The organism is Flavobacterium sp. RHBU_24 (assembly GCF_046613695.1).
Taxonomy (GTDB): domain Bacteria; phylum Bacteroidota; class Bacteroidia; order Flavobacteriales; family Flavobacteriaceae; genus Flavobacterium.
This window is the reverse complement of record NZ_JBKJHD010000001.1, coordinates 1-26284: the sequence shown is the minus strand read 5'-3', so window position 1 is coordinate 26284 and position 26284 is coordinate 1. Positions and strand designations below refer to the sequence as shown.

The 26284-nt window shown below is 45.6% G+C and carries 19 protein-coding genes; 3 read left to right on the top strand and 16 right to left on the bottom strand.

Translation table 11 applies throughout. The features are described 5' to 3' along the window. Positions 1–122 precede the first annotated feature (122 nt). From atpG to ACLI09_RS00050, 10 genes are all read right to left on the bottom strand, one after another. Positions 123–989, bottom strand: a complete 867-nt coding sequence (gene atpG, locus ACLI09_RS00095) for an ATP synthase F1 subunit gamma (protein WP_411417538.1) — start codon at positions 987–989, stop codon at positions 123–125. Positions 990–1073: 84 nt separating this feature from the next. Beyond that, positions 1074–2648, bottom strand: coding sequence for a F0F1 ATP synthase subunit alpha (gene atpA, locus ACLI09_RS00090; RefSeq protein WP_411417537.1), 1575 nt, complete (start codon positions 2646–2648; stop codon positions 1074–1076). Positions 2649–2700: 52 nt separating this feature from the next. After that, positions 2701–3228: an ATP synthase F1 subunit delta gene (atpH, locus tag ACLI09_RS00085; RefSeq protein WP_411417536.1), complete on the bottom strand. Its 528-nt coding sequence runs from the start codon at positions 3226–3228 to the stop codon at positions 2701–2703. A gap of 9 nt (positions 3229–3237) precedes the next feature. Beyond that, entirely contained in the window at positions 3238–3738 is a 501-nt protein-coding gene (locus tag ACLI09_RS00080) for a F0F1 ATP synthase subunit B (protein ID WP_411417535.1), read from the bottom strand. Positions 3739–3830: 92 nt separating this feature from the next. Beyond that, positions 3831–4028, bottom strand: a complete 198-nt coding sequence (gene atpE / locus ACLI09_RS00075; protein ID WP_099085034.1) for an ATP synthase F0 subunit C — start codon at positions 4026–4028, stop codon at positions 3831–3833. Positions 4029–4060: 32 nt separating this feature from the next. Beyond that, positions 4061–5236, bottom strand: coding sequence for a F0F1 ATP synthase subunit A (atpB, locus tag ACLI09_RS00070; protein ID WP_411417534.1), 1176 nt, complete (start codon positions 5234–5236; stop codon positions 4061–4063). A gap of 115 nt (positions 5237–5351) precedes the next feature. Beyond that, on the bottom strand, positions 5352–5741 hold the full coding sequence (locus ACLI09_RS00065) for a hypothetical protein (RefSeq protein ID WP_411417533.1): 390 nt from the start codon (positions 5739–5741) through the stop codon (positions 5352–5354). 4 nt (positions 5742–5745) lie between these two features. Continuing rightward, positions 5746–5985, bottom strand: coding sequence for an AtpZ/AtpI family protein (locus tag ACLI09_RS00060; RefSeq protein WP_411417532.1), 240 nt, complete (start codon positions 5983–5985; stop codon positions 5746–5748). Then, on the bottom strand, positions 5963–6376 hold the full coding sequence (locus tag ACLI09_RS00055; RefSeq protein ID WP_411417531.1) for a bactofilin family protein: 414 nt from the start codon (positions 6374–6376) through the stop codon (positions 5963–5965). Before ACLI09_RS00055 ends, ACLI09_RS00060 begins: the two co-directional genes overlap by 23 nt. A gap of 11 nt (positions 6377–6387) precedes the next feature. Further along, a complete protein-coding gene (locus tag ACLI09_RS00050) occupies positions 6388–9063 on the bottom strand; it encodes a tetratricopeptide repeat protein (protein ID WP_411417530.1) in 2676 nt (891 codons plus the stop codon). A gap of 355 nt (positions 9064–9418) precedes the next feature. Here ACLI09_RS00050 and ACLI09_RS00045 point away from each other — a divergent pair, with 355 nt between their 5' ends. Further along, positions 9419–11452 (top strand): site-specific recombinase, encoded by a 2034-nt coding sequence (locus ACLI09_RS00045; RefSeq protein ID WP_411417529.1) that lies wholly within the window; start codon positions 9419–9421, stop codon positions 11450–11452. 3 nt (positions 11453–11455) lie between these two features. Here the strand turns inward: ACLI09_RS00045 and ACLI09_RS00040 are convergent, their stop codons facing one another. From ACLI09_RS00040 to yiaA, 3 genes are all read right to left on the bottom strand, one after another. Then, positions 11456–12028: a GDYXXLXY domain-containing protein gene (locus tag ACLI09_RS00040; protein WP_411417528.1), complete on the bottom strand. Its 573-nt coding sequence runs from the start codon at positions 12026–12028 to the stop codon at positions 11456–11458. After that, complete coding sequence (locus tag ACLI09_RS00035) at positions 12018–13289, bottom strand: DUF2157 domain-containing protein (RefSeq protein ID WP_411417527.1); 1272 nt, start codon at positions 13287–13289, stop codon at positions 12018–12020. The genes ACLI09_RS00040 and ACLI09_RS00035 overlap by 11 nt, the downstream gene beginning before the upstream one ends. Before the next feature lie 142 nt (positions 13290–13431). Further along, positions 13432–13905: an inner membrane protein YiaA gene (yiaA, locus tag ACLI09_RS00030; RefSeq protein ID WP_411417526.1), complete on the bottom strand. Its 474-nt coding sequence runs from the start codon at positions 13903–13905 to the stop codon at positions 13432–13434. A 136-nt stretch (positions 13906–14041) separates the two neighbouring features. Here yiaA and ACLI09_RS00025 point away from each other — a divergent pair, with 136 nt between their 5' ends. After that, positions 14042–15532 carry a hypothetical protein gene (locus tag ACLI09_RS00025; RefSeq protein WP_411417525.1) on the top strand — a complete coding sequence of 497 codons (1491 nt, stop codon included), beginning with the start codon at positions 14042–14044 and terminating at the stop codon, positions 15530–15532. Between the two features lie 15 nt (positions 15533–15547). Here the strand turns inward: ACLI09_RS00025 and ACLI09_RS00020 are convergent, their stop codons facing one another. The 3 genes from ACLI09_RS00020 to hflX all read right to left on the bottom strand — a co-directional run bounded on the left by ACLI09_RS00020 (position 15548) and on the right by hflX (position 18958). Then, a complete protein-coding gene (locus tag ACLI09_RS00020) occupies positions 15548–16825 on the bottom strand; it encodes an MFS transporter (protein ID WP_411417524.1) in 1278 nt (425 codons plus the stop codon). Between the two features lie 67 nt (positions 16826–16892). Further along, positions 16893–17483, bottom strand: a complete 591-nt coding sequence (locus ACLI09_RS00015) for a TetR/AcrR family transcriptional regulator (protein ID WP_411417523.1) — start codon at positions 17481–17483, stop codon at positions 16893–16895. 224 nt (positions 17484–17707) lie between these two features. Then, positions 17708–18958 carry a GTPase HflX gene (hflX, locus tag ACLI09_RS00010; RefSeq protein ID WP_411417522.1) on the bottom strand — a complete coding sequence of 417 codons (1251 nt, stop codon included), beginning with the start codon at positions 18956–18958 and terminating at the stop codon, positions 17708–17710. Positions 18959–19127: 169 nt separating this feature from the next. Between hflX and ACLI09_RS00005 the strand changes: the two genes are divergently transcribed. Next, a partial coding sequence (locus ACLI09_RS00005) for a fibronectin type III domain-containing protein (RefSeq protein WP_411417521.1) occupies positions 19128–26284 on the top strand: 7157 nt, incomplete at its 3' end.

Here is a 26284-nt window from a genome sequence, read left to right as displayed (position 1 = left end):
AATTAGATGTTGAAGTTGGTTTCATAATGTTAAAATTAGTAAAAAAATGTATAGAAAATTAAATACCACAAAAAAAGGCCACCCTTTCAGGTAGCCTCTCTCACTATGTTTGTTTTGTACTATTAACCGTTAAGGGCTTCGGCTCCACCTACAATTTCAAGTATCTCGCCGGTAATGGCTGCCTGGCGGGCCTTGTTGTATGTAAGCTTAAGCTGGTTACGCATTTCGGTAGCGTTGTCTGTTGCTTTGTGCATGGCCGTCATACGGGCGCCATGCTCAGAGGCAAAAGAGTCGCGTACCGCTTTGTAAAGCTGTGTTTTAAGCGACAATGGTATCAGCGTTTTTACAATTTCTTCTTTAGATGGCTCAAAGATATAGTCAAGTGTGGCTGTACTATCCGTCGCGGCGGCTTCAGCGGGCGCCAGTGGCAAAAACTGCTCTGTAAGCACTATCTGGGTAGCGGCATTTTTAAAGTGGTTGTACACCAGCTCTATCCTGTCGTACTGCCCATCAGTAAACATTGCCATAAGCTCTTTAGCTACACCGGCTACGTTATCAAACGTAAGCGTGTCAAAAAGGCCGCTTTGGTTGTCTATTACAGTGCAGGTTTTTTTAAGGCTGTCGTTACCTTTTTTACCTATGGCAAGCACATCTACCTGTTTGCCGGCATACGCCTCTTTAATCAGGTTAACCTGTTTAATAACGTTAGCATTAAAAGCACCGCACAATCCCCTGTTTGAGGTTATGGCTACAATAAGGATTTTATTTACCGCGCGTTGCTCGGCAAATGCGCCTCCTGTGTCACCCTCAAGCGTAGCGCTCAGGTTTTGTAATAATTCGGTTAGCTTCTGGCTGTAGGGCCTCATTGCCGTAATGGCATCCTGGGCTTTTTTAAGCTTAGCGGCCGAAACCATTTTCATCGCGCTTGTAATTTGCATGGTCGATGAAACGGAAGCAATCCTGTTACGTATTTCCTTTAAGTTTGCCATTTTTATACTAGTATTAAGTAGTGGGTATTAAGTATTAAGACTGGGCAGAATCTCAATACCCACTACTAAAATCTAAAAATCTAATTAGTATTTCGCAGCGATCTCAGCAGCGGCTTTCTCAAGCACATCTGTAATCTCGTCAGTAAATTTACCGGCTTTAAGCGCGTTAAGGGTGTCCTTATGTGTAGCGTTAAGGTAAGCCAGGTAATCTTTTTCAAATTCTTTTACCTTGTTTACAGGCACTTTCCTAAGCAGGTTTTTAGAACCGGCATAGATAATAGCCACCTGGTCTTCAACCGTAAACGGGTCGTTAACACTTTGCTTAAGTATCTCTACATTACGCTTACCTTTTTCAATTACATTAAGGGTAGCGTTATCAAGGTCAGAACCAAACTTGGCAAATGCCTCAAGCTCGCGGTACTGTGCCTGGTCAAGCTTAAGTGTACCTGCTACTTTTTTCATCGACTTGATCTGGGCGTTACCACCCACACGCGATACTGATATACCCACGTTGATAGCCGGGCGCACACCTGAATTAAACAGGTCTGACTCCAGGAATATCTGTCCGTCTGTAATCGAAATTACGTTAGTAGGGATATATGCAGAAACGTCTCCCGCCTGAGTTTCGATGATAGGAAGCGCCGTAAGCGATCCGCCACCTTTAACAATAGGCTTAAGCGATTCAGGTAAGTCATTCATATCTTTTGCAATACTGTCATCGGCAATAACCTTAGCAGCACGCTCCAGTAGCCTTGAGTGAAGGTAGAAAACGTCACCAGGATACGCCTCACGGCCCGGTGGACGGCGCAGTAGTAGCGACACCTCACGGTAAGCAACAGCCTGTTTAGAAAGGTCATCATAAATGATAAGTGCCGGACGGCCCGTATCACGGAAGTACTCACCTATCGCTGCACCTGCAAACGGGGCGTATACCTGCATTGGGGCAGGGTCACTCGCGTTAGCGGCAACAATGATGGTATAGGCAAGGGCGCCTTTTTCTTCAAGGGTTTTTGCAATACCTGCTACCGTAGAAGCCTTTTGGCCTATGGCAACATATATACAGTATACAGGCTTACCTGCATCGTAAAATTCTTTCTGGTTAAGTATCGTATCGATACATACGGTTGTTTTACCAGTCTGGCGGTCGCCAATAACAAGCTCACGCTGGCCACGTCCTACCGGGATCATCGCGTCGATAGCTTTGATACCTGTTTGAAGCGGCTCAGTTACCGGCTGGCGGAAGATAACACCCGGGGCTTTACGCTCAAGTGGCATCTCATAAAGGGTACCACCTATCGGGCCTTTACCGTCAATAGGGTTACCAAGGGTATCTACCACACGGCCTACCAGTTCTTCACCTGCTTTAAGTGAAGCGATACGCTGGGTGCGTTTTACGGTAGAACCTTCCCTGATGCCTGTAGACGGGCCAAGCAATACTACGCCCACATTGTCTTCTTCAAGGTTCAATACAATAGCCTCTAACCCGTTTTCAAACTGAACAAGTTCGCCATACTGTGCGTTACCTAATCCGTAAACACGGGCTATACCGTCTCCTACCTGAAGTACGGTTCCTACTTCTTCCAGGGTAGCACCCGATTCAAAACCGGACAATTGTTTCTTTAATATTGCTGAAATTTCAGCAGCTTTAATTTCTGCCATCTGTATAATTAAGTTTAATTACCTGTTTAATGCCTTTTTTTGTGAGAGGAGCCTAATTGCTTAGCTCCCTCTTTAATGTAAGCAGCCTGCTGGCTACTGATGCGTTAAATTGCTTATCGCCTATCCTTATAATGAACCCGCCTATTATAGCAGGGTCTACTATATTTTTTATCGTAATCTTTTTATCAGAAAACTCTTTTATTTTAGCCAGTACTTTAGCTTCCAGCGCAGCATCAAGGGGGAAAGCCGTGGTAACCGTAGCTACCTCTATGCCGTTAGCCTCGTCATACTGTACTTTATACTGTTCTGCAATATGGGTAAGTATGCCAAACCTGCTGTTGCTTTGCAGCAAGTGGAACAGGCCTAAGGTTAGCGGCTGGCTCCCCGCGAATATTTCTTTAAGCGCATTTTCTTTGGCATCTCCTTTTACAGTAGGGCTGCCTATAAAGTCCTTAAGTTCGTTGTTCTCTTTTACCGTCTGGGCAATGTGGGCCATATCATCAGCTACCTGCGCGGCAGTGCCGGTATCCTGGGCTGTTTCCAGTATTGCCTTTGCATATCTAATCGCTGCTCTGCTCATACCGGTGTGTTAGTTTAATTTTACTTCTTCAAGCATTTTTTGTACAAGGTTGTTTTGTGCCTCCTTGTTAGAAAGTTCTGTTTTAAGCAGTTTCTCGGCAATCTCTACAGAAAGCGCCGAAACCTGGTTTTTAAGCTCGGCCATAGCCGCGTTTTTCTCGCTGTTTATGGTAGCCTTTGCCTGCTCTATCATTTTGTGGCCTACTGCTTCAGCTTCAGCTTTAGCATCAGCAACCAGTTTCTCTTTAATTTCACGGGCTTCTTTCATCATCGCATCCCTTTCGGCACGGGCCTCGTTAAGTATACGCTGGTTGTCTGCCTGTAATGATGCCATTTCCTTACGTGCATTCTCTGCAGCGGCAATAGCGTTTGCAATACCCTGCTCACGCTCGGTAATAGCCGTCATGATAGGTTTCCATGCAAATTTTACAAGAAGAAGGATAAGCACCACAAGTATGATTGCCTGCCAAAAGAATAAGCCAAGTGAAAAATCGTTTACTAACTTTTCCATTTATAGTTGTTAATTATAAGTTGTCAATTTAATTTTTTAAAGTAACAACACCTGTAACCAACCGTTACAGGTATTGCTAAACTTTTCTTTAATTACTTGCCTAGGATTAGGGCAGCGAATGCCAAACCTTCAAGTAGAGCCGCAATGATGATCATCGCGGTTTGGATTTTACCGGCAGCTTCTGGCTGACGAGCAATAGCGTCCATTGCTGAACCACCGATTTTACCTAAACCAACACCTGCACCGATTACTACTAAACCTGCACCGATTAAGTTAAGAGTACCTTCCATAAGTATATATATAAAATTAAACTTCTAAAAAATTAAATAATAATAGGTTCTTCATCTGTATGATGATCATGGTCATCAGCGTGGTGATGGTCCTGAACAGCCATACCAATAAATAATGACGAAAGCATAGTGAAGATGAATGCCTGAAGGAATGCCACAAGCAATTCTATAACCGAAATGAATAATGTAAGGCCTATTGAAATTGGCATGTCTGCCGCAAGGTTTTTACCTACAAACATCATGGCGATAAGGCTCATGATAACAACGTGGCCTGCGGTAATATTAGCAAACAGACGTATTAATAGTGCAAAAGGTTTTGTAAGCGTACCCAATATCTCTATCGGCATTAAAACTATCTTCATGGCTACAGGTACGTCCGGCATCCAGAAGATGTGTTTCCAGTAATCTTTGTTAGCACTAAATTGCGTGATTAAATATGTAAACAGAGCAAGGCACACGGTAACCGATATATTACCAGTAACGTTAACACCCAGCGGTGTCATACCTAAAAGATTTAATATCCAGATAAAGAAAAACACAGTAAGCAAAAAGCCCATATATTTCCTGTATTTCTTTTCGCCGATATTCGGTATTGCTACTTCATCCCTGATGAAAAGGATAAGCGGCTCTAACACCCTGCCCATGCCTGTAGGGATAGGGCCTTTTTTATAAGACTTGGCTAATCCAACAAACATCAGTAACAATAAGATTGACGTAAACAGCATTGTTACCACATTCTTGGTAATAGAAATGTCAAATGGTTTTTCTACTGTAGGATGGTGGTGCTCATTAAGCTTCAAGTCGCCTGTAGCATCTGTTTTGTATATTTTACCGTGGTGTAATGCATAAAAGTTGCCATCTACCTCAGCAAGCTTTTCACCATGGTGAAATTCTGAAGAAGAGAAAATCTTAAGCCCGTTATCAATAAGGATAACAGGAAGCGGGAAACCATAATGCTCGCCCGTGGCTTCGTCTGAAAAAAACGTAAAACCATAATCATCCTGAAGGTGATGCTCAATGTAAGCATCAACAGCATCTTTTTTGCTTTCTGGCTCACCTTTTGCAGATTCACCTTCTATCGCAGCATGTACGGCAGATTCTGTAACCGTTTCGGTAGTATCATCGTGCTGGTTAGCAAAGAATAAAGAGGGCATTACAGCAAAAAAGGCTGTCAGGGTATTTTTGAGTAGTTTTCCGGATAACACCATGTTGTAACTATCTTAATTTTACAGTCTTAAAATTTGGTGCAAAGGTACATTTTATGTTGATATTTCAATGCAGTACATTGAAAAAATTTAAAGTAATTTCAGGGTATGAGATTTTTTATTGCTTATTGTTTAACAAACGTGCTGTAAAATAAGCCTCTATTGCTAAAAAGAGCGTAAAAACAATAAAAAAGTTTAGTTTTTCTGTAGGAAATTCAATCGTTTTCGTTAATAACGGCCTGGCTATAGCATAGCTTACACCCATTTTTACCGCCGTAAGCAACAGGAAAGCATAGCCCGTTTGTGCTGCACTTTTACGGTTTACAAATATCAGGATACCTAATATTAAAAATGAGGATAGTGTAAAAAAACCATAGATAAAATACAGGGAGTAATGGTAAATTACATCCGGCACGGGGAAAAACACAAAATAGAGGATGTTGAGCACACAGGCTGTTATGGCTATAATGCCTGTTTTAAAAAAGATACTAAGGTACTGTTGCTTCAAATTGTTATTTGTTAAGTTGGTTTACCTGCCGTATCACGTTATATAGGGCAATGAATACACCCAGCAGGGTAAATATTATACGGTAAACATTTTTTGGGTTAGGATATTCTTCGTCGAGCCAGCCGCCCAGCCAAGAAAATAAAAAGATGATGATACCCATTTGTATGGGTATATTAATAAGCGCTATCCACTTATTGCGCTGCCTGCGCTCGTTGTCTTTGCTATCCGGCGTGTTGTCGCTCATTTATGGGTGCCTGTGCCTGTAGCGGCATTTGTTTTACGTTGCCTTTCATGTTGCAGGTGGCGGTAAACATGGCGCCCGGCTCTACCGAAAGCTGCCCTGTAAGGACCTCTCCCTGTATGGTAGCCTTAGATTTTATAGAAAGCAGTTCCTCCACTTCAATACGGCCGTTAAACCTGCCTTCAATATCGGCATTTATACATTTAACATCGCCTGTAACGCTACCCATAGGGCCTATAACTATTTTACCTGTAGATGTAAAGTTGCCCACCAGTTCGCCGTCGAGCCTAAAGTCGGCCTGCGATACGATATTTCCCTTAATAATGGTGCCCTCAACTACCCTGTTGGTTTTACCCAGGGTATCGGTATAGGATTTTGGTTTTTTTTCAAACATTGCCATATTTGTTACTGTATTGCTAAGTATTGATCAAAATTCTTTTTCATCTGCAGTACCTTATAGTCTTCGCTGCTTATTATTACCGGTGTTTCGGCTACCTTATAATCCTTATAATCTTTAAGTATGGTCGCGGCATCTACTGCTGCCAGCCTGTTTATAAGCCCATGGATAACCAGGAAATTCTCGCCCCGGGTATAAATATCGTTGCTCAGGGTAATACGGTTGTTATTGCCATCTTTAATAAACTGCTTTATTTTAGCGGTAAGCGCAGCAGCTTTAGGGTCGTCCGGGTTTACTTTAAAAATAAGCTTGTAGGTTGTAGGCTTGGCGCCAAATGCTGCCTTCTCCAGCGCGGGGATGTCTTTTTTCAGCAGGGCATCGGCCTCTTTGCCCTCGCTGCTGTTAGGGTAAGTAAGAGCAACATAGTTAAGCGCTTTTTTATATTCGTCTACACCCGCAAGCCTTGCCTGTACACGCGCTTTAAGCAACTCAAACTTAGGCAGTATCTCTTCGCCGTTGTACTGGTCTATATACTCATCAATGGCCACATCAACCTCACGTATCTCCCCATTACTGTACTTGTCAAAAACCGACGTATATACCGCATCAGGAGTGCCCTGTTTTACAGTGTCGGAGTTCGGGTTACGGATAATTTCGGCATACCTGCTGTCAGGATATTGGTTAAGCACCATCTGCTTATATTTTTCGGCATTCGCTGTATCGCCCAGGGCTTCATACAATTTGTAGAGGTTGTATTTACTTGGCAGTATCAGGCGCTCTTCGGGGTTGTTTGTAAGCAGGGTTTCCAGCTTATCAACCGCCCGCCTGTATTCTTTAAATTTCTCCTTATAAATAACACCAAGCTGGTAGTAGGCAAAGTTGCGCTCTGTGCCTATACTGTCCAGGGCTTTCGCCTCGGTAGGAATCTGGCTTATATAAAACTGCGGGTCATATTTTGGCTCCAGCAGTTTATCTTCTTTACTGCCCGACGCTGTAAGCGAATCATTATCAATTGTTGTGTCCTGGGCATTTGTGCCTGCACCTGCTTTTATTTCAGAGGCTACGCGCCAGTTATCGGCATTTGCCCTTTTTCCCCACTGCGACTGAAAGGTAAGTTTGCCATACTGTACTGAGGCAGGCGTATAAAAATAGAATGTGCCTTCTGCCCCGGGCCTGGCACCGCCGCCATTAGCAGCATTCCTGCGCGCCGGCATACCACTCATTGCCCCCACGGGCTCCCCGCCAACTTTACTGCTTGTAGGTGCGCCCATGGACACTTTGCCTAAATCGCCTATCGGGCCGGGCCCGCCATCGGCAGCTTCCATGTTTTCCTTGCGCTGCGCTTCGGCCTCGGCTTTTTTGCGCATTATTTCTTCCTGCTCCTTAAGCTTTATGATATGGTCCTGGTAATAAGCAAGCCGCTCTGCATCAGGCATGCCCGCGACTTTTAAAATACTGTCGTTGCGTTGCGCAATACCTTCATACTTAATTACGTCTTCAAGGTTGTCCCGTTTCTTTTTTATGGTTTTATACTCCCTGGTGCGGTAATCCATATTAACCAGTGTACTGTCATAATATTTACCCGCCATCACATACTTTGCATCTTCAAAGTTTATCTCGGCTATATTCCTGTAGTTTGAGGCAACAAGGTAATGGTCGCCTTTTTTCTTTCTGAGGGAATAATTATAATATTCAACTGCCTTTTTGTTCATGCCCTGCTTATCATAAAACAAGCCTACCTGATGGTTTATCACATCCAGGAATTCCCTGTTTTCCCTGTCTTTAAGCAGGTCGCGGTATTTTTCCATAAAGGCAAGGGTGTCGCCGGTTTTATAGTCAAACTGCCCCGCCTGCATGGCATGGGCCTGTATGGTATATACACGCGGCGATTTACGCTTCATGTCTATTACTTTCTGGTAATAGCTAAAGGCACTGTCGTTTATGTTGAGCCTTGAAAAAAGCTGGCCCGAAATAAAGTAGTAGCGTGCTTTTTTCTCGTTGTCTTTACTGTATTGCGCGGCTTTCATTAGTGCAGATACGGCGCTGTCCTGGTAGCCTTCTTTTATATAAGCCTGTCCCAGCATGGCATTGGCATCGCTGTATATCTGTTCGTCCATCTTGCCTTCCTTCTCCTCTATAAGTTTTTTAAGGTTCTTTATGGCCACACCATCGTTATCAAGCCGGATGTTCGATTTTTCGCGCCACACCTTTACCTCATCTATCTTACTGCTCGACGGGTATTTGAGCAGTACATAGTTAAACGCCTCGAGCGCCGGCACAAAACGGTTATCATAATAACGCGCCTGCCCCAGCAGTAAGTGGGCTTCGTCTATCTGCGGGTTACGCTCGGTACCGCCTATATACATCGAGTGTTTTTGTATGGCCTTTGTAGCCTTATCCTCAGCGCGTTCAAAGTTGGCATTGCGCTTCTCTGTGGGGGCCATTTCTTCCACCGGGGTTTGCATGCGCTCTACGGGCAGTACTTCCCAGTAATTCTCGGCATAGGTGGTCTTAAGTTCCTTAATGCCCGCGTCGAGTGCGAGGCCGCCGTTATACAGCACGTTATATTCAGTGTTAACCGCATGGAAATTACGGTTAACAAACGAGTCTTTTTTAGTAGAGCAGGCTATGGTAATAACACCTGCGCTAAGGAGTAAAATATATGTATACCTGTTGGTTTTCAATGCAAAAGTTTTTTTATCCTTAACTTTTAAAATCATATTTTAGTATAGTGGGGGATAAAAATACGGTTCTTTTTTGTAATGAAGTGAATTTTAGCGAAAAAACAACTTTGATATAACCCGGAAAAGGGACACTGATGAACTGATTTAATAGATTATCACGGATTTTTTTATTAGTATGTAGGCAAAATTACACTCAAAACACCGTCTTGGAAGTCTCTAAGGAAACAAAGGCACTGCGACAGTTGACATAACTGAAACGTTTGCCCCCTCACAACCTTGTGCTAAATTTTCCTTTACCGGCGCGGCGTATATAATAGATTTGTATTTTTACCCTCCTAACCCCAAGAGTACCCCAATGAAGTTCAGGAAGACCAAAGCTGCGATGACCCTGCCGGAATTCTTCAAATTAAATTTTGACGATAATAACCTTTGGGAATACAAAGCCGATGAGGTAGACCTGCTTGTAGACCTCGTAAGCCTTATACGCCCCTCACACCCCGAAGCGCTGCCACCCGTTAACTTAGACGAACTGCTCGAATTATTAGCCGGTAACGAACGCTACCGCCAAAGCCTTTCGCTCTACATTAAAGGGGTAATTAAGCAAAAAAAATTCAGCAAGATACTTACCGATGCCGATATACTTACCGATTCCGACTTCTTTTTTGAAGTAAAGAAACGCGTACTGGCAAAACTGATACCCGACCAGCCCCGTAAAGACACCCTTGAGTACATACTAAACCAGGTGTTTTATAAGAAGACCGATCCCATCTGGATAGGCAGGATACCCATCGAAAAGCTGGAGGAACTTTACACTGCGCTGGGGTTCCATTCGCTTTATGTTTCCAGCGAAGCCAAAAGCCCGCTTGCCGAATTGCTCTTTAGCATGGAGGTGCTCATTCACCGTATTGCCGGGCGTGCGCTCGAAACCGACGTGATACAGATGGTGCCCGAGTATGAAAACCTCGAAAGCCCGTTCCTGGCCATACAAAAAGAGTTTGGTTTGCTTACCGAGCGCCTGCTCGAAGAGCACCGCAACTATGTGGCCCCTGATGATGTGGGTTACCGCCAGCTTATGGTGCTGCACCACCAGTGCGTAAATTATGTTAAGGCGGCCTTTAAAAACAGCGAAAAATATGGCATTTCCATACGGGTTAACCAAAACCTGCTGCGCATACGCCAGCAGCTGGAGCGCCTGGGTGTACTGTTGCCCCTGCTTGCCGTAGACGAAACCGCCGAAGCCCGGACCGATACCATATCGCTGGGGTTAAAAATAATAACATACAACTGCGTTAAAAACAATGTACGCCAGCTGGTAAGCGACAGTACACAGCTTATATCTTACGAAATTACACAGCATACCGCTAATACCGGCGAGCATTATATTACTAAAAGCCGGTGGGAATACTTCCGTATGTTTTGGGCAGCCGCGGGGGGTGGCGTTATTGTGGGCATACTGTGTATTGTAAAGGTTTTTCTCTCTATGATGGAAACCAGCGCCTTTGGCCATGCTTTTTTTTACAGCCTTAACTATTCGCTGGGCTTTATTGCCATCTATGTGCTGGGCTGTACCCTGGCAACAAAACAGCCCGCCATGACGGCAAGCGCACTGGTGCGGGCCCTTGAAAAAGGCCATAAAGAGGGGGGAGTGGCGCAGGAGGAAAAGTTTACTGCCTTCGCAGAATTTTTTGCGCGGGTATTCCGTTCCCAGTTTATTGCCTTTGTGGGCAATGTCTTAGTGGCGTTCCCGGTGGCCTGGGCGGGTATCTGGCTTATAGATATCACGTTTCATTACAATCTTGCACTTACTAAATGGTACCACCTGGTAACCGACCTTAGCCCCATACATTCACTGGCTATTTTTCACGCGGCCATAGCCGGGGTATTCCTGTTCCTTTCGGGTATTATAGCGGGCAGCGTGGCTAACCGCGATAAATTCCGCCACATGTACTACCGCATACAGGAGCACCCGCTGCTTAAAAAAAGCTTTGGGCGCACCCGTGCACAAAAGCTGGCAAAGGTGTACGAAAACAAATGGGCAGGCATAATCAGCAACTTTTGGTTTGGGGTGTTTATGGGCAGCACGGCGCCAATAGGCGTGTTCCTGGGCCTTAATATCGATATCCGCCACATTACCTTTGCCAGCGGTAACCTTGCCCTGGCACTGTATGGGGCCAACTTTAATATTTCTACCGAAATGATTGTATGGGGTGTGGTGGGCATCGTTTTAATCGGGCTCATTAACTTCCTGGTTAGTTTTGGCCTTAGTATGGCACTGGCCTTCCGCTCGCGCAATATCCCGCTTACCGAATTTGGCCCCATATCGCTTTCCATCTGGAAGCATTTTAAGCGCAGGCCGGGTACTTTCTTCTTCCCCAGTTTCCGTAAATAAGCATTACCTGCTGTCAGGGTTTTTGCTATGGGTTTCCACATATTCCTTGATGGGCATACCATCCAGTATAACGTCTTTAACCACTGCTACTTCGCCTTTAACGGCAACTATGGCATAAGCAGGCACTTTATTGTTTTTAGAAATATAGTCCCGATGCAGTAGTTCTGCTTCGGGGGCTTTGCTTTCTTCCATATAAAAGCGCTCAAAAGGGTATGTTACGGTTACCTTATCGTCATAATTATAGTCTGCCGTTATCTTTATAAAGTCGCCTTCATCAGGCTTTTCGTGTACCAGGGTGTCTATTTTTGCAAAGCCGTCCTTGTCTTTACCCAGCACTACATAACCCATGTCACCATACCCCCAGTCGCCATCCTGTACATACACTTCATCAGCTTCAAAATTCAGGCTGATGTATTTTCCGCTAAAAGGGTCGTTAGGGTCTATTGGTTGGGTTTTAAACTTATATTCGGTGCCGCTTGTGTAAGCCTGCTCGTTTTCCCAAACCATTTGGGCGGGTATGGCCAGCTGTGCCAGCGCGGTTATTGCAAATGCTATAATGATATACTTAATTTTCATACGGTTCGGTTGTTACGGTTTCTTTTTTTCGTTTTGCCACGGTATAGTTTGCGGCAAAAAAGCCCAGGCCAACACCTACAAACATCACCCCGCGTACTACAAATGATAAATCGGTATCAAAAAAGCGGCAGGCAGTTAGGATGGCAATTAGAGTCAGGCCAAAGTTTACGGTTCTAAACTCCATTGCAGTTATGCCCGTGCGGATGTAATATAGCCCAACGGCAAGTAGAATGAGGTTAGTTACTGTTGCTGCGGCACTTTCGCTGGCCAGCCCGATGCCGTAAAGAATGGGGAACAGAAAAGGCACCCACTTAAAGTAATTGCGGTCGCGCCAGGTTTTTGTGCTGAAAATTACAAAGCCGGAGCATGCAAGTAATGCCATCCAAATGACAAGAAATTCATAATGGTTATGAGAGTTTATAATGATACCCCACGTAAAACGGAATGAGCCGAAAAATAGCAAAACAATAACACCCAGCTGCCCAATAGCGCGATAACCGTTAGGCTTTTCTCCCAAAGTTTCAGAATAACCAATAACATACAGCAGCCCAAAGAATGCCATATATAAAAAGTAAACAAATTCGTCGGCACCATCCATAAAAGCACCAAAAGTAATGCAGAAGCTGAGCGGTAGCAGCCAGTTAAGCGTTACGGTCATGTGGCTTTGGTTGTTTTCTTTTAAATGTCTGTGGTAAACGGGCGCCAGCGCTGCAATAAACAACAGGTAAGTCCACGGGATAGTAGTATCCCGGAAAGAATAGCCGGCTTCTGCTGCATACCAGGTAGAAAAGATAAGGTGTAGCACCACGGCGGCATTACTCCGCAGCAGGTACATGAGCGGGGTACACAGCAGTGCCCATGTAAGCAAAAACCGGGGAAAATCTCCGCTGATGTTATATACCTGTGCTACGAGCGAAATGCTGGCACCCACGGCGAAGAATATGAGCACTGCAGCCGTCTCTTTAAACACTGCAGTTTTGTTTTTAACGATGCACCAGGCCGCAAATGCCTGAGACAATACCAGCGGCGTAAAAGCCAGCAGCGTTTTTACCTGCCGGGAAAAATTATCCCAGTTGTGGGCAAAAATCAGGATGATGCCCAAGCCTACCAGCACACCGCCCAGCGCGCCGAATATGGCAAGCAGGGGGTTAGCGGCAGTGGCTTTTTTATCATGGTAATAGTTGTGTATGGCCCCTGCGGTTTCGGGCGAAATGACGTTTGCATGCAGCAGCTCGTCAAGGTCTTTTTTAGGTATCGGCATTTGGTACGCGGTTTTGGTTAAATGTAAGAAAAATAAAGGTTGGTTGGCGGGGTTGGCCGGCCTGAAAAGGCGACAGGTGGTTTGGTATTTTTAAAAAGCCCCGCGATACCATTACAATACCACGGGGCCACCGCTAAAGCGTTTATATGGTTTGGGCATCAATAAGCTGGGCATCGCGGGTGTTTTTTTGTACGGCAATGGCCGAGAATACGCTCAGCGTGAATGACATGCCGTAAAATCCTTTTTCGCTCAGCAACAAGTCAGCATTCCATAAGCCTATTACAAGCAGTGTGATACTTGCCAGGGTGGCAAACCAACTCAGGCCGTAGTATAGGTCGGTTACGGGCAGGCCTTCGGCCTTGTCCCTAACGCTTTTTTGTACTGATATTACGGCAAACAGGCCAAAGAGCAGTATGGTAAAGTAGTAGCCTTTTTCGTTAAGCTGCATGGCGGCATTCCACAATCCTACACAATACCCTACCACGCCGGCAAGCAGCGCCGCCCATGAGGCGCCTATAAACGCGCCGGTAGGCTTCATAGGGTTGCGGCCGTTGTTTTCTTTTTTGTTTGAAAATGTTGAAGTTTCGTTTACATCAAATGTTTTTAGCGGTTCCATAAGATTAAATTGTTTTGGTTATTAATTCTGAAGCAAAGATGCGACACAACGCACAGCCACGAAACCTAATCTTTTTAAAAAACTGACGATATATTTTTGTAATTTGGCATTTGTATTTCATTATTTTATATTGCTTATGAATGCTATAGAAGACATAATATCATTGATGAATAATGATGATAATAAGGATTTTACAGGCTATCTCCAAAAGAAGAATAAGCGTGGCGATACCCGTAACATACGGCTCTTTAAATTGATAGAAACTGACGATATAAATGAGATAAAAAATTTATATAAAGGCCAGGATAATAGCGATGCGTACCACGCACTTCGCAAAAGGCTTCACGATAGCCTGGTGGATTTTATGGCAAACCGCACATTTGAGAAAAATACCAGCCAAGCCAATGAGGTATTGCGCCTGCTGGTAGTAAGCCGTTACTTCTTAGAACACCAGTTAACCAAAACCGCATTTAAATGCCTGGCAAAAGCTGAAGCCAGAGCCATTCCGTTAGAGCAGTTTAGCCTGCTGAACGAAATTTACCATACCCGCCTGCAATATGCCCACCTTAACCCTGCCGAAAATCTTGATGCACTGATAAAGAAGCACAAAGACAACGAGAAGCAAATGCAGCAGGAAGGGCAGCTCAATATTGGGTATGCTTTGCTGCGCCGCGAACTGGCGGAGATTCAGCATAAAGGGAAGGTTATCGACTTCAGGGCGTTCATTGAGAGTACCATGGGCAGCCTCGACGTGTCGCTTGATGAAGTGCTGACTTATAAATCGCTGTACCAGATTTTGTTTATAGCTAATGAATATGCCACAATGAACCACAACTTTAGCCTGGTAGAGCCATTTGTAAAAAAGAGCTTTGAGTTTATAGAAGGCAGTAAGGATAGGGCAGAGGGGCAGCTATACTACCACATTTATATACTGTATTTTTTAGCCAACATCAATTTCCGCAACCACAGGTTTGCCGAGAGTGAGGCGTATCTTACCCGCATGCTGGAGCAGATGCAAAAGCAGGGCAGCCGCTATTATGACCGTTTCTATTTACGCCACCAGTTGCTGCTTTCGCTTAACAGGCACTTTAACGGCGACCCCGGCGGGGCCATTAGTTTGGCAGAGAGGACTTTAAAAGCGGCATCACCTAAGGCAAACCCAATAGATGTAAACGACCTGCGTGTGTGCCTGGCCATGTACTGCGTGCAGCTTAGCGACCGCACCGCATTTAACCACATAGCGCAGTTTACGCACAGCGATGCGTGGTACGAAAAGAAGCTGGGAATGCTGTGGGCCATCCGTAAAAGCTTGTTGGAAATAGTTATGTATGCCCAGTTTGGGCACGAAGAATTAGCGCTCACCCGCCTTAAAAGTTTTAAACGCCGTTATAAAAAATACCTTGCTGAGGTAAGCGAGCAGCGCGTTATGGACTATGCGCTTATGGTAGAGCGTTACATCCTGAAGCCGGAAATTGCACAGCACCCGGGTTTCAAGAAGAATATACTCGCACTTATCAATCCGCACATAAAGGAAGACCTGTTTATCATCAGCTTTTTAGGCTGGCTGTTAGCCAAAGCCGATAAAAAAACTGCCTACCAGGCCGCTATAGACCTGATAGGCAGTTAGCAGTATTTCTGCAAACTAAACTTCGGTAATAATAGGCTCTACAGGCAGGCTGCCGGGCTTTTGCAGGGCAATTTTTCTTTTTACCATCCTGCTCACCCTGTACACCAGCAGTATGCTTATTAGTGTAATGGACGCTACAATGTAGCCTACCACTTCATAATGCTCCAGCGGGCTGGCTTTGGTTTTTTGCACAATAATAAGCCCACCCACCCAGGCGCCTATACCCCCGGCTATTTGCTGCATGCTGGAATTAATGCTCATAAAAGCACCACGGTCTTTGGCCTCGGGCACCCCGGTAACCAGCGCAGTGCTGGGCACCATCCGCCCGGTAATGCCCACCATCATCAGCACGTTCAGCAAAATAACTATCCATAATGCTGTTACGCCCAGATGGGTATATACCAGCACTACGACCACCATCCACAAACAGGCAATGGCAAATATCTTAAACTTGTCATACCGGTCGCTAAGCCTTCCCATAACCGGCATCATTACCAGGGTAAAAATACCCGCCACCATATATACCGTGGGCAGCTGCAGGTTAGTTATCCCAAGGTTGTTTATTGCAAACGCGCTTCCAAAAGGCATCATCATAAACCCACCTATAGAAAGCAGTGCGGTAGCAGTAAAACCTATGCGGTAGTCGCTTCTTTGTATGGTATGCCACAGGTGTATAAGCGGCGACTTATCCTGTTTTATTTTAAGGTGCGCTGTAACAGGTTTTAGCTTAAAGAGTATAAGTGCGGCAATTAGCGCGGCCATTACCACAATCCATAAAAAAGGGGCATGCCATCCCCATGCATTTGCCAGGTACAGCCCTAACGGAATCCCCAGGATCTGGCTTGCTCCAAAACCCATTTGTAAAAAGCCCATAACCCGGCCACGTTGCTGTATGGCAAATATATCGGTAACAATGGCCATAGATATAGAGCCAATGACACCACCAAATAGTCCGGTAAATATGCGGGCGGCCACTAATGCCTCATAGCTGTTAACCAGGCCACAGGCCAGGGTGCCTATAATAAAACCAACGTAAAAGAAAAGCAACAGTTTTTTGCGGTCAAATTTATCGGCAAAGCCCGCAGTGAGCAGCCCGGATATGCCCGCGCTAAAAGCGTAGGCCGATACTGCCACACCAAACTGCTTTGGCACCATGCCGATTGATTTCATAAGCATATCGCCCAGCGGCGACATTACCATAAAGTCTAGTATTACGGTAAACTGGGTTATGGCCAGCATAAAGATTACCAGCTTCTGGTAACCTGAGAGAGGAATGGTTTGATTCTGTTCCATTACTGTTCGTTTTTTTTGATGAGTGATGAGTGGTTTTTGATAAGATGATTGAACTCCTTGCGCTTTGTTACGGCGTAAGCGCTTTTATTACGCTTTTAAATGCAGCCTCTTTAATTTCTTCAGTAAGTTTAAAGGGGCTGCCGCCCACGCTTTTGCCTTCCGAATCAAATTTCAGCAGCGTATACAATGGTCCGTAAGCAATGCTCCAGTATACCTCAAAGGGCAGCTGCACCAGCTGGCCGTTAGCTATGGCGTTTTGGATAAATTTACCCAGCACTTCCCTAAGGTTGGCTTTGGCATGTTGCACTATATACTCGTTGTGGGGCGAGTGCCGCAGGGCTTCCCAGCACTGCATCGCTTTTTTATTGGCAGTACTATAGGCTATACGGTTGTCCCATTGCAGGCGCAGCCCTTCGGCGAAAGCCATATCCGGACTGAAATTTTTTAGCGCACCCTTAAAAAACCCTTCACCCAGCTCTATGCCTATTTTCTTGATGAGGTCGTCTTTATCCTGGTAATAGATATATAGTGTAGCTACCGATATGCCACTGGCTTTCGCCAATTTGTTCATACTGAAGCCATCAAACCCTTGTTGTACAAGTAGTTCTATTGCTTTTTCTTTAACCAGGGCTTCTTTATCGGTATTGCGGGTGCGCATTCATTTATATTTTACGCTGTAAATATAAATGAATGTTCGTTTATTTATGAAATATTTTTGAAGATTTTTTTATAAATAATAACGAAGAGTTTGCAAATGAAAAAGCGCTCTAATAAAGGTCTATTTGCCAATATTAAAGCGCTTGTATAATATTACTTCTTAAGGAAGCGAATGCAATATGCCTTTACGGCCTACCAGACTTTATGCCTTTATAACTTTCGACTTTATGACTCTTCTCCATCTTCCTCTTCCTTCTCCACGGCAAGGTTCTCCTTATAATCAGGATATAAAAAGTTATTGTACGGGAAGCGCGAAATGTGTATTTCCCTCACGGCTTCATATACCTTCTCACGGAATTCTTCAAAGTTCTCCTTATTTGTGGCTGAGATAAACAGGGCGTTCTTTTCGCCTACAGTGCCCATCCAGGTGTCTTTCCATTCCTCAAGGGTAAAGTGGCGGGTAGTTTTTTCGGTTACCAGGTCATCTTCGTCTATGATAAGTGGCTGATAGGCATCTATTTTATTAAATACCATTATAGTGGGCTTGCCGTTGCTTTTAATATCCTGCAATATCTGGTTTACCGATGCGATGTGGTTTTCAAACTCCGGGTGCGAAATATCTACCACATGCAGCAGCAGGTCGGCCTCGCGTACCTCGTCGAGCGTACTTTTAAACGAATCTACCAGCTGTGTGGGCAGCTTACGGATAAACCCTACCGTATCAGACAATAAAAATGGCAGGTTTTTTATCACCACCTTGCGCACTGTAGTATCGAGGGTTGCAAAAAGCTTGTTTTCTACAAACACTTCGCTTTTGCTTATCACATTCATCAGGGTGCTTTTGCCTACGTTAGTATAGCCCACCAGGGCCACGCGCACCAGTGCGCCTCGGTTGCCGCGCTGCACACCCATCTGGCGGTCTATCGTGCGAATTTTCTCCTTAAGTAAAGCGATTCGGTCGCGCACTATACGACGGTCAGTTTCAATTTCTGTTTCACCCGGGCCGCGCATGCCTATACCACCGCGCTGGCGCTCAAGGTGGGTCCACATGCCCGATAGCCTTGGCAGCAAATAAATGCATTGGGCGAGTTCTACCTGTGTGCGGGCGTAAGACGTTTCTGCCCTTTGTGCGAAGATATCGAGTATCAGGTTAGTACGGTCAAGCACTTTACAGTCAAGCTCCCGGGTTATGTTTTTTTGCTGGGCTGGGGTAAGCTCATCGTCAAAAATTAGTGTTTTAACGTCGTGCTCTTTTATATAGGTGTTAATTTCCTCTATTTTTCCGGTGCCCAGAAATGTTTTTGGGTTGGGTTTTTCCATACGCTGCCAAAACCTTTTAACTACCTGACCGCCCGCTGTAAATGTCAGAAATTCAAGTTCATCAAGATATTCTGAGAGTTTTTCCTCATTTTGCTCCCGGGTTACAATTCCTGCAATTACGGTCTTTTCAAAATTTATGGTTTCTTTTTCGAGCATACTACTTTTTAATGATTTCACAAAAATACAAAAATTAAATCCGAATAATTTTATTGTAACAAGAATATAACGGCAAAGCCTTTTTATTTGTTAAAATTTATGAATAAGTTAACCGTGTGTTATATTTTTTTAAATTTGGGAATTAAATTTTACCTAAACATAAATCAATATGAAGAAAATTACTTTTGTGATTTTCGCTTTCCTGCTTTCTTTTTCCGTGTTGGCACAGCTTCCTACGGAAACTTTTGAGGGTACCTGGACTCCAGGTTCAGGCCCTGCAGGATGGTCGATAATCAATGTAGCCGGACCGGCTCAAACGTGGATACAGGGTAATGGCGGTTCTGCACAGCCTGCCTACCAGGGAACACACGCGGCATATCTTAACAGGGAAACCGTGGCCGCGGGTGAAGTTACTGAAGACTGGCTTATAACGCCTTCGTTTACGGTACCTACAAATGCGCAGCTCCGCTTTTTCTCGAGGCTTACGCTGCCTGCAGACCAGTTGAGCACTTACAAGGTAATGATAGGTACCGATGCTAATGACACAAGTACCTTTACCGAACTGCAAAGCTGGACCGAGCTTACCCTTAACCCTGTGCAAATAGAGTATGTACAAAAAGTGGTTGACATACCGGCAGCACAAAGCGGCCAGCAGCGTTTTATAGCCTTTGTAATGCAGGGCAACAACGGCGACCGCTGGCTGATAGATAATGTAAGTGTTTTCCAGCAGTGTTTTACCCCTACAAGCCTTACAGCAACCGCTATAACCGCCACATCTGCCACATTGGGCTGGGCTAACCCTGCCGGTTCTACCTCATGGGAAATCCAGATTATTGAGGCTACCCAGGCGCCCACAGGCACAGGCACTGTGGTTACCACAAACCCATATACCGTTACAACATTACAGGCAGGCACATCTTATGCATTTTATGTGCGTTCGCTTTGTAGCCCCTCCGGTAACAACAGCGGATGGGCAGGGCCATTTTCATTCAGCACCACACAGGTGCCGGCTGACCTGAATTTTGCCACTAATTTTGAGACTGCAAATAACGGCTTTACCATACTTAACGGTACCCAAACTAATAAATGGGTTCTGGGTACTGCTACCAGCAACAGCCCTACGCATTCGTTATACATTAGTAACGATGACGGTGTTACTAATGCTTATACAACCAGCGCAATCTCTGTAGTACATGCTTACCGCGATATTAACATCCCGTTAGGTGCGATAGAAATGAACCTTTCTTTTGACTGGAAAAACCTTGGTGAAACCGGCTGGGACTACATCCGGGTATGGAACGTGCCCAGTACATTTACACCTACCGTAGGTACACAGACCACCGGCAACGCAAACCGCGTGCAGATAGGCGGTAACTTTGTAGGCAGCAGTGTCTGGACTACATCAAGCAACACTATAAATGTTCAAGAATACGCGGGGACTACCAGGAGGTTTATATTTGAGTGGAGAAATGATGGCAGTGGCGGTGTTAACCCACCTGGGGCTTTAGACAATATATCATTTTCACTTATTACCTGTTCTCAGCCTACCGCGCTTACGGTAACTAATATTACTGAAACCGGCGCTACGCTGGGCTGGACTAACATAGGCACAGCTACATCTTGGGAAGTATTTGCTGTACCTGTAGGCGACCCTGCACCTACGGCATCTTCTGTAGGAACCATAGTATCTACAAACCCTTATGTACTTACCGGCCTTACAGACAGTACTTCATATAAATTTTATGTAAGGGCAGTATGCGGCCCTGATGATAAGAGTTTCTGGTCCGGGCCAATAAACTTTAACACTACACAAATTCCGGCTACGCTTAATTACAGCAACGATTTTGAAGTAAATAACGGCTTTACCTTTGTAAACGGATCGCAGCCTAACCAATGGTTTTACGGCACGGCTACAAGCAATAGCCCTACGCACTCGCTATACGTTACAAACGATGGTGGTATAACTAACGCGTATAACAACGCAGCGTCTTCAGTTGTGCAGGCATACAGGGATATAGCCCTTCCTGTAGGAACCGGCGATGTAAACCTTTCTTTTGACTGGAAAAACCTTGGAGAAACCGGTTGGGACTATTTACGGGTTTGGGTAGCACCGGTTACTTATAACCCGGCTGCAGGCACACAAACTACAATTGCAAACAGCGGTGGTATACAGCTTGGCGGTAACTTTGTAGGTAATGCCAGCTGGACCAACTATAGTAATACATTTAATGCCTCGGCTTTTGCGGGTACTACCGTAAGGCTTATATTTGAGTGGCGCAACGACGGCATCTTTGGTACTAATCCACCGGCGGCTGTTGATAATATAAACGTTACAGCAATAACCTGTTCGCAGCCTTCGGCGCTAACAGTATCTAACTTAACGCAAAATTCGGCTACACTGGGCTGGACGAACGCCGGTACGGCTACTTCATGGGAAGTGCTAGTATTACCTGCCGGAAGCCCTGCCCCTACGGCATCGTCTACAGGGGAAATTGTTACCGCTAACCCGTATCAGGCTACCGGCCTTACACCAGGTACAAACTATACCTTCTATGTACGCTCTGTATGTAGCCCTACAGATTCAAGTTTCTGGTCGGGTCCGCTCAACTTTAGTACCACGCAGATACCTGCAACGCTAAACTACAGCAACGACCTTGAAACTGAGAATGGCTTTACCCTTGTAAACGGTACACAAACTAATAAATGGTTTTACGGTACCGCTGTAAGTAACAGCCCTACACACTCGCTGTATGTAACTAACGACAACGGTGTTTCTAATGCGTATACTACTTCTGCAAACTCGGTTGTACATGCCTACAGGGACATTGCCGTTCCTGCAGGGACTGTAGATGTAAACTTTGCCTTCGACTGGAGAAACCTGGGCGAAACAGGCTGGGATTATATAAGGGTTTGGGCGGTTCCGGTAACCTATACACCGGCAGCCGGTACACAAACATCGGTGGCTAACAGCGGCGGAGTGCAGCTTGGCGGAAACTTTGTGGGCAATGCCAGCTGGACTACCTACAACCAGATATTTAATGCTTCGGCCTTTGCAGGCGGTACCATGAGGCTTGTATTTGAATGGAGGAATGATGGCGGCGGCGGTGTTAACCCTCCGGGCGCAATAGATAACATAAACCTTTCTATAATTACATGTCCGCAGCCTACTAACGTAACGGTAACAAACATTACCGAGACAGGCGCTACCATAGCGTGGACAAACCAGGGTACAGCCACATCGTGGGAAGTATTCCTTGTGCCGGCTACTGATCCTGCACCTACATCCTCGTCTACAGGAGTTGTGGTAACTACTAACCCGTATGTAACCACTACCCTTACACACAGTACAGGCTATAAAGTATATGTACGGGCAATATGTTCGCCTACAGACGTTAGTTTATGGACCGGCCCTATAAACTTCAGTACGCTGCAGATACCGGCTACCATTAACTATAGCAACGATTTTGAAACCAATAACGGCTTTACTTTTGTAAACGGTTCGCAAACTAACCAGTGGTACTATGGCACCGCGGTAAGCAACAGCCCCACACATTCACTATACGTTACTAATGACGGTGGTGTAAGTAATGCTTATACAAACAATGCTGCATCGGTGGTACACGCCTACCGCGACTTTACAATCCCTTTAGGTACTACCGATATTAACCTGGGCTTTGACTGGAGAAACCTTGGTGAAACAGGGTGGGATTATGTGCGTGTATGGGCAGTACCTGCTACCTACATACCTACAGCAGGCACACAAACCAGTGCTGCAAACAGTGGCGGAATACAGCTTGGCGGTAACTTTGTAGGAAATGCTAACTGGACCACCTATAACCAGATATTTAACGCGTCGGCTTTTGCGGGCGGCACCATGAGGCTAATATTTGAGTGGCGCAATGACGGTGTTTTCGGCACTAACCCGCCGGGAGCTATAGATAATGTAAACATTACTATAATTACCTGTCCGCAGCCCACAGCCATTACCGTAACAGACCCTACAGATTCCCAGGCTACCATAGCATGGACAAACCAGGGAACTGCCACATCATGGGAAGTTTATATAGTTCCTGCTACAGACCCTGCTCCTACAGCATCATCTGTAGGCATTATAACAACAGATAACCCTTACACTGCTACAGGCCTTACATCAGGCACACCTTATAAAGTATATGTAAGGGCGGTGTGTTCACCTACAGATTCCAGCTTTTGGTCGGGCCCTGTTAACTTTAACACCACTATTTGCCTCCCTATAGCGCAATGTAACTACAACTTTATACTTACCGACTCTTTTGGGGATGGATGGAATGGCAATACCATGTCCGTTATACAAAACGGTATTGTGGTAGGTACACTTACATTGCCTACAGGTTCTGGCCCACTTACTATCCCTGTTGCGCTTTGCGATGGTCTGGGCTTCTCACTTGTATGGAATACCGGTGGTAACTTTGCTGCCGAGGTGGGCATTGCCATACAAGATCCTTTTGGAGAAGACCTTTTTGCGCACGCGCCGGGAACCAACCTGCAAGGGCAAACACTGTTTACCGGTGTGGTAAACTGTACACCACCGCCATGCCCTAAACCTACAAACCTTGAGATACTTTGCCTTACTGCAGACGGCGTTACTATATCATGGGATTCGCCGGATACGGTTAGCGAGTGGGAGGTAGTTCTACAGCCCGAAGCAGACCCTGCCCCTACAAGTGGTACTGTGGTAACACAGCCATCATATACCTCTGGCCCGCTTACCCCGGGTGTAGCCTATACCTTCTATGTAAGGACTGTGTGTCCTGACGGCAGTGGCTTTAGTACATGGGCTACCCTCAACTTTAATGGACCGGTAGTTTCGGTAGGAGATGCCCAGGCACTTTGTGCCGGTTTACTTTCTGTGCCGCAAACAAGCAACTCTGGGGGCACAGTACCACCGTACGGTACTGTAGGCTGCCTTTTCAGCACACCTAACCCTACATGGTACTATGTAACATTAAGCGAAGATGGCCCTGTAACCTTGGAACTTTCACAAATAGCTGATGGAACCGGTAACCCTATCGACGTAGATTTCGCGGCATTCGGCCCGTTTGAAAGTAAACTTGAGGCGTGCTCGTTACTGGGTTCACCACCTAATACGTCTTACATTGTAGACTGTAGCTACTCTGGTTCGGCCTTTGAGCAAATAGACATTACTGGTTCAGCAGGTGATGTGTTTGCGCTATTGATTACAAACTTTAACGGTGCTCCGGGTAGTGTTACCATTACACAATCAGCCGGTGCCGACCTTAGCTGTAACCCTACAGTATCACTTGGCCTGGATCAGGTACTTTGTAATACTGAAACATACAACCTTACGGCAAACGTAGATAACCCTGGGGCACCACAGGTGTACACTTACCAGTGGTTTATGGACGCAGAACCGATTACACCTACAATTGTTACCACCACAGATGACTCCCAAACCATTATAGTCGATGAACCGGGAAGCCATGTATACAGCGTTATTGTAACAATGCCTGTACCTACCAGCCCGGATCCTGTAACAGACCAGGTAACTATTGCCCTAAGCGCTCCGTTTACGGTGCCTGTACCAGAGCCAATTGTGCTTTGCGGGGATAGCGGTACTGCAGATGCAGACCTTGCAGCAATTGATTTCCTTGGTTCATTAGACCCTACACTTTATGAACTGGTGGGTGTATATACTACACTTTCAGGGGCTAATACGGGTACAGGTGCTATAGACACTTCCGTACCGTTTAATGCAACTACGCAAACACTGTATGTGGTTGTACGCGATATAGCAGTACCGCAGTGTAAGCAGATTGTAGAACTGGAAATAACAGTCAATACAGCGCCAAGCGGAACAATAGCCTATGCTACGCCTATATGTACTACAAGTACAAGCGCTGCGGTTACCCAGACAGGCAACACCGGTGGTGCATACTCGTCTACACCGGGCCTTTCTATAGATGCTGTAACGGGTACCATTAACCCGTCGTTAAGTACACCGGGCACCTATGTGGTTACTTATACAATAGCAGCTACACCGTCTTGCCCTGAATTTACAACCACCACAACGGTTGAAATCGTGGCACCACCTGTAGTAACCATAAGCTACGATGCTTCGCCTTACTGTAATAGTGCGGGTACAGCAACGGTTACCCTTACAGGCCCATCAGGCGGTACATTTAGTTCTACCACAGGCCTTGCTATTGACCCTGCAACGGGCGAAGTAGACCTTGTGGCCAGTACACCGGGCGATTATGTGGTTACTTACGTAGTTGCATCTCCTGCACCTTGTGGCCCTGTTACCGTAACTACTAACATTACCATAAACGAGTCGTACTCAGCAGTTATAGATTATGGCGCGCCATCCTTCTGTACCAGCAACGGCCCGGCTGCTGTTACTTTAACAGGTGATAGTAACGGAACCTATTCATCAACTGCAGGACTTGTAATAGACCCTGTAACAGGTGAAATTACTCCTGCGGATAGTACTCCGGGCACATACGATGTAATTTATACCATACCTGCAAACGGCTCATGCCTTGAGTTTGTATCGCTGCCGGTAACGGTTGAAATTATAGAGCAGCCTGTAGTAACTATTAGCTATGATGCCTCGCCTTACTGTAACAGTGCGGGCACTGCAACAGTTGCCCAAACAGGCCCTGCAGGAGGTACATATAGCTCTACAGCAGGCCTTGCGATTGACCCTGTTACAGGCGAAATAGACCTTGTAGCTAGTACAGCGGGTACCTATACTGTAACGTATGACGTTGCCATACCGCTGCCATGTGCACCGGCTCCGGCAACTACCGAAATAGTTATTAACGAGTCTTACTCTGCCGTTATTGACTACGGAACTACACCGTTCTGTACTAATGGCGGTACTGCTGCGGTAATCCTTACGGGTGACGCTAATGGTACTTATTCATCTACAGCGGGCCTCATAATAGATCCCACAACTGGTGAAATAACCCTTGATGGCAGTACACCGGGCACATATGATGTAATTTATACTATACCGGCAAACGGTTCATGCCTGGAGTTTGTATCGGCGCCTGCCACAGTAGTTATTGAAGCGGCACCTACAGCTACTTACAGCTATGATAATACGCCTTACTGCTCTAACGGCGGTACTGCAACAATAACATTTAGCGGTACAACCGGCGGTACATTTACCTCTACTGCAGGCCTTGTTATTAACCCTGCAACTGGCGAAGTAGACCTTGCCGCCAGTACCCCTGGCACGTATGATGTAGTTTATGAAAGTGCTGCAACTACGGCCTGCCTTGCACAGCTGTTCCCTGCAACGCAAATAACAATTACATTGCT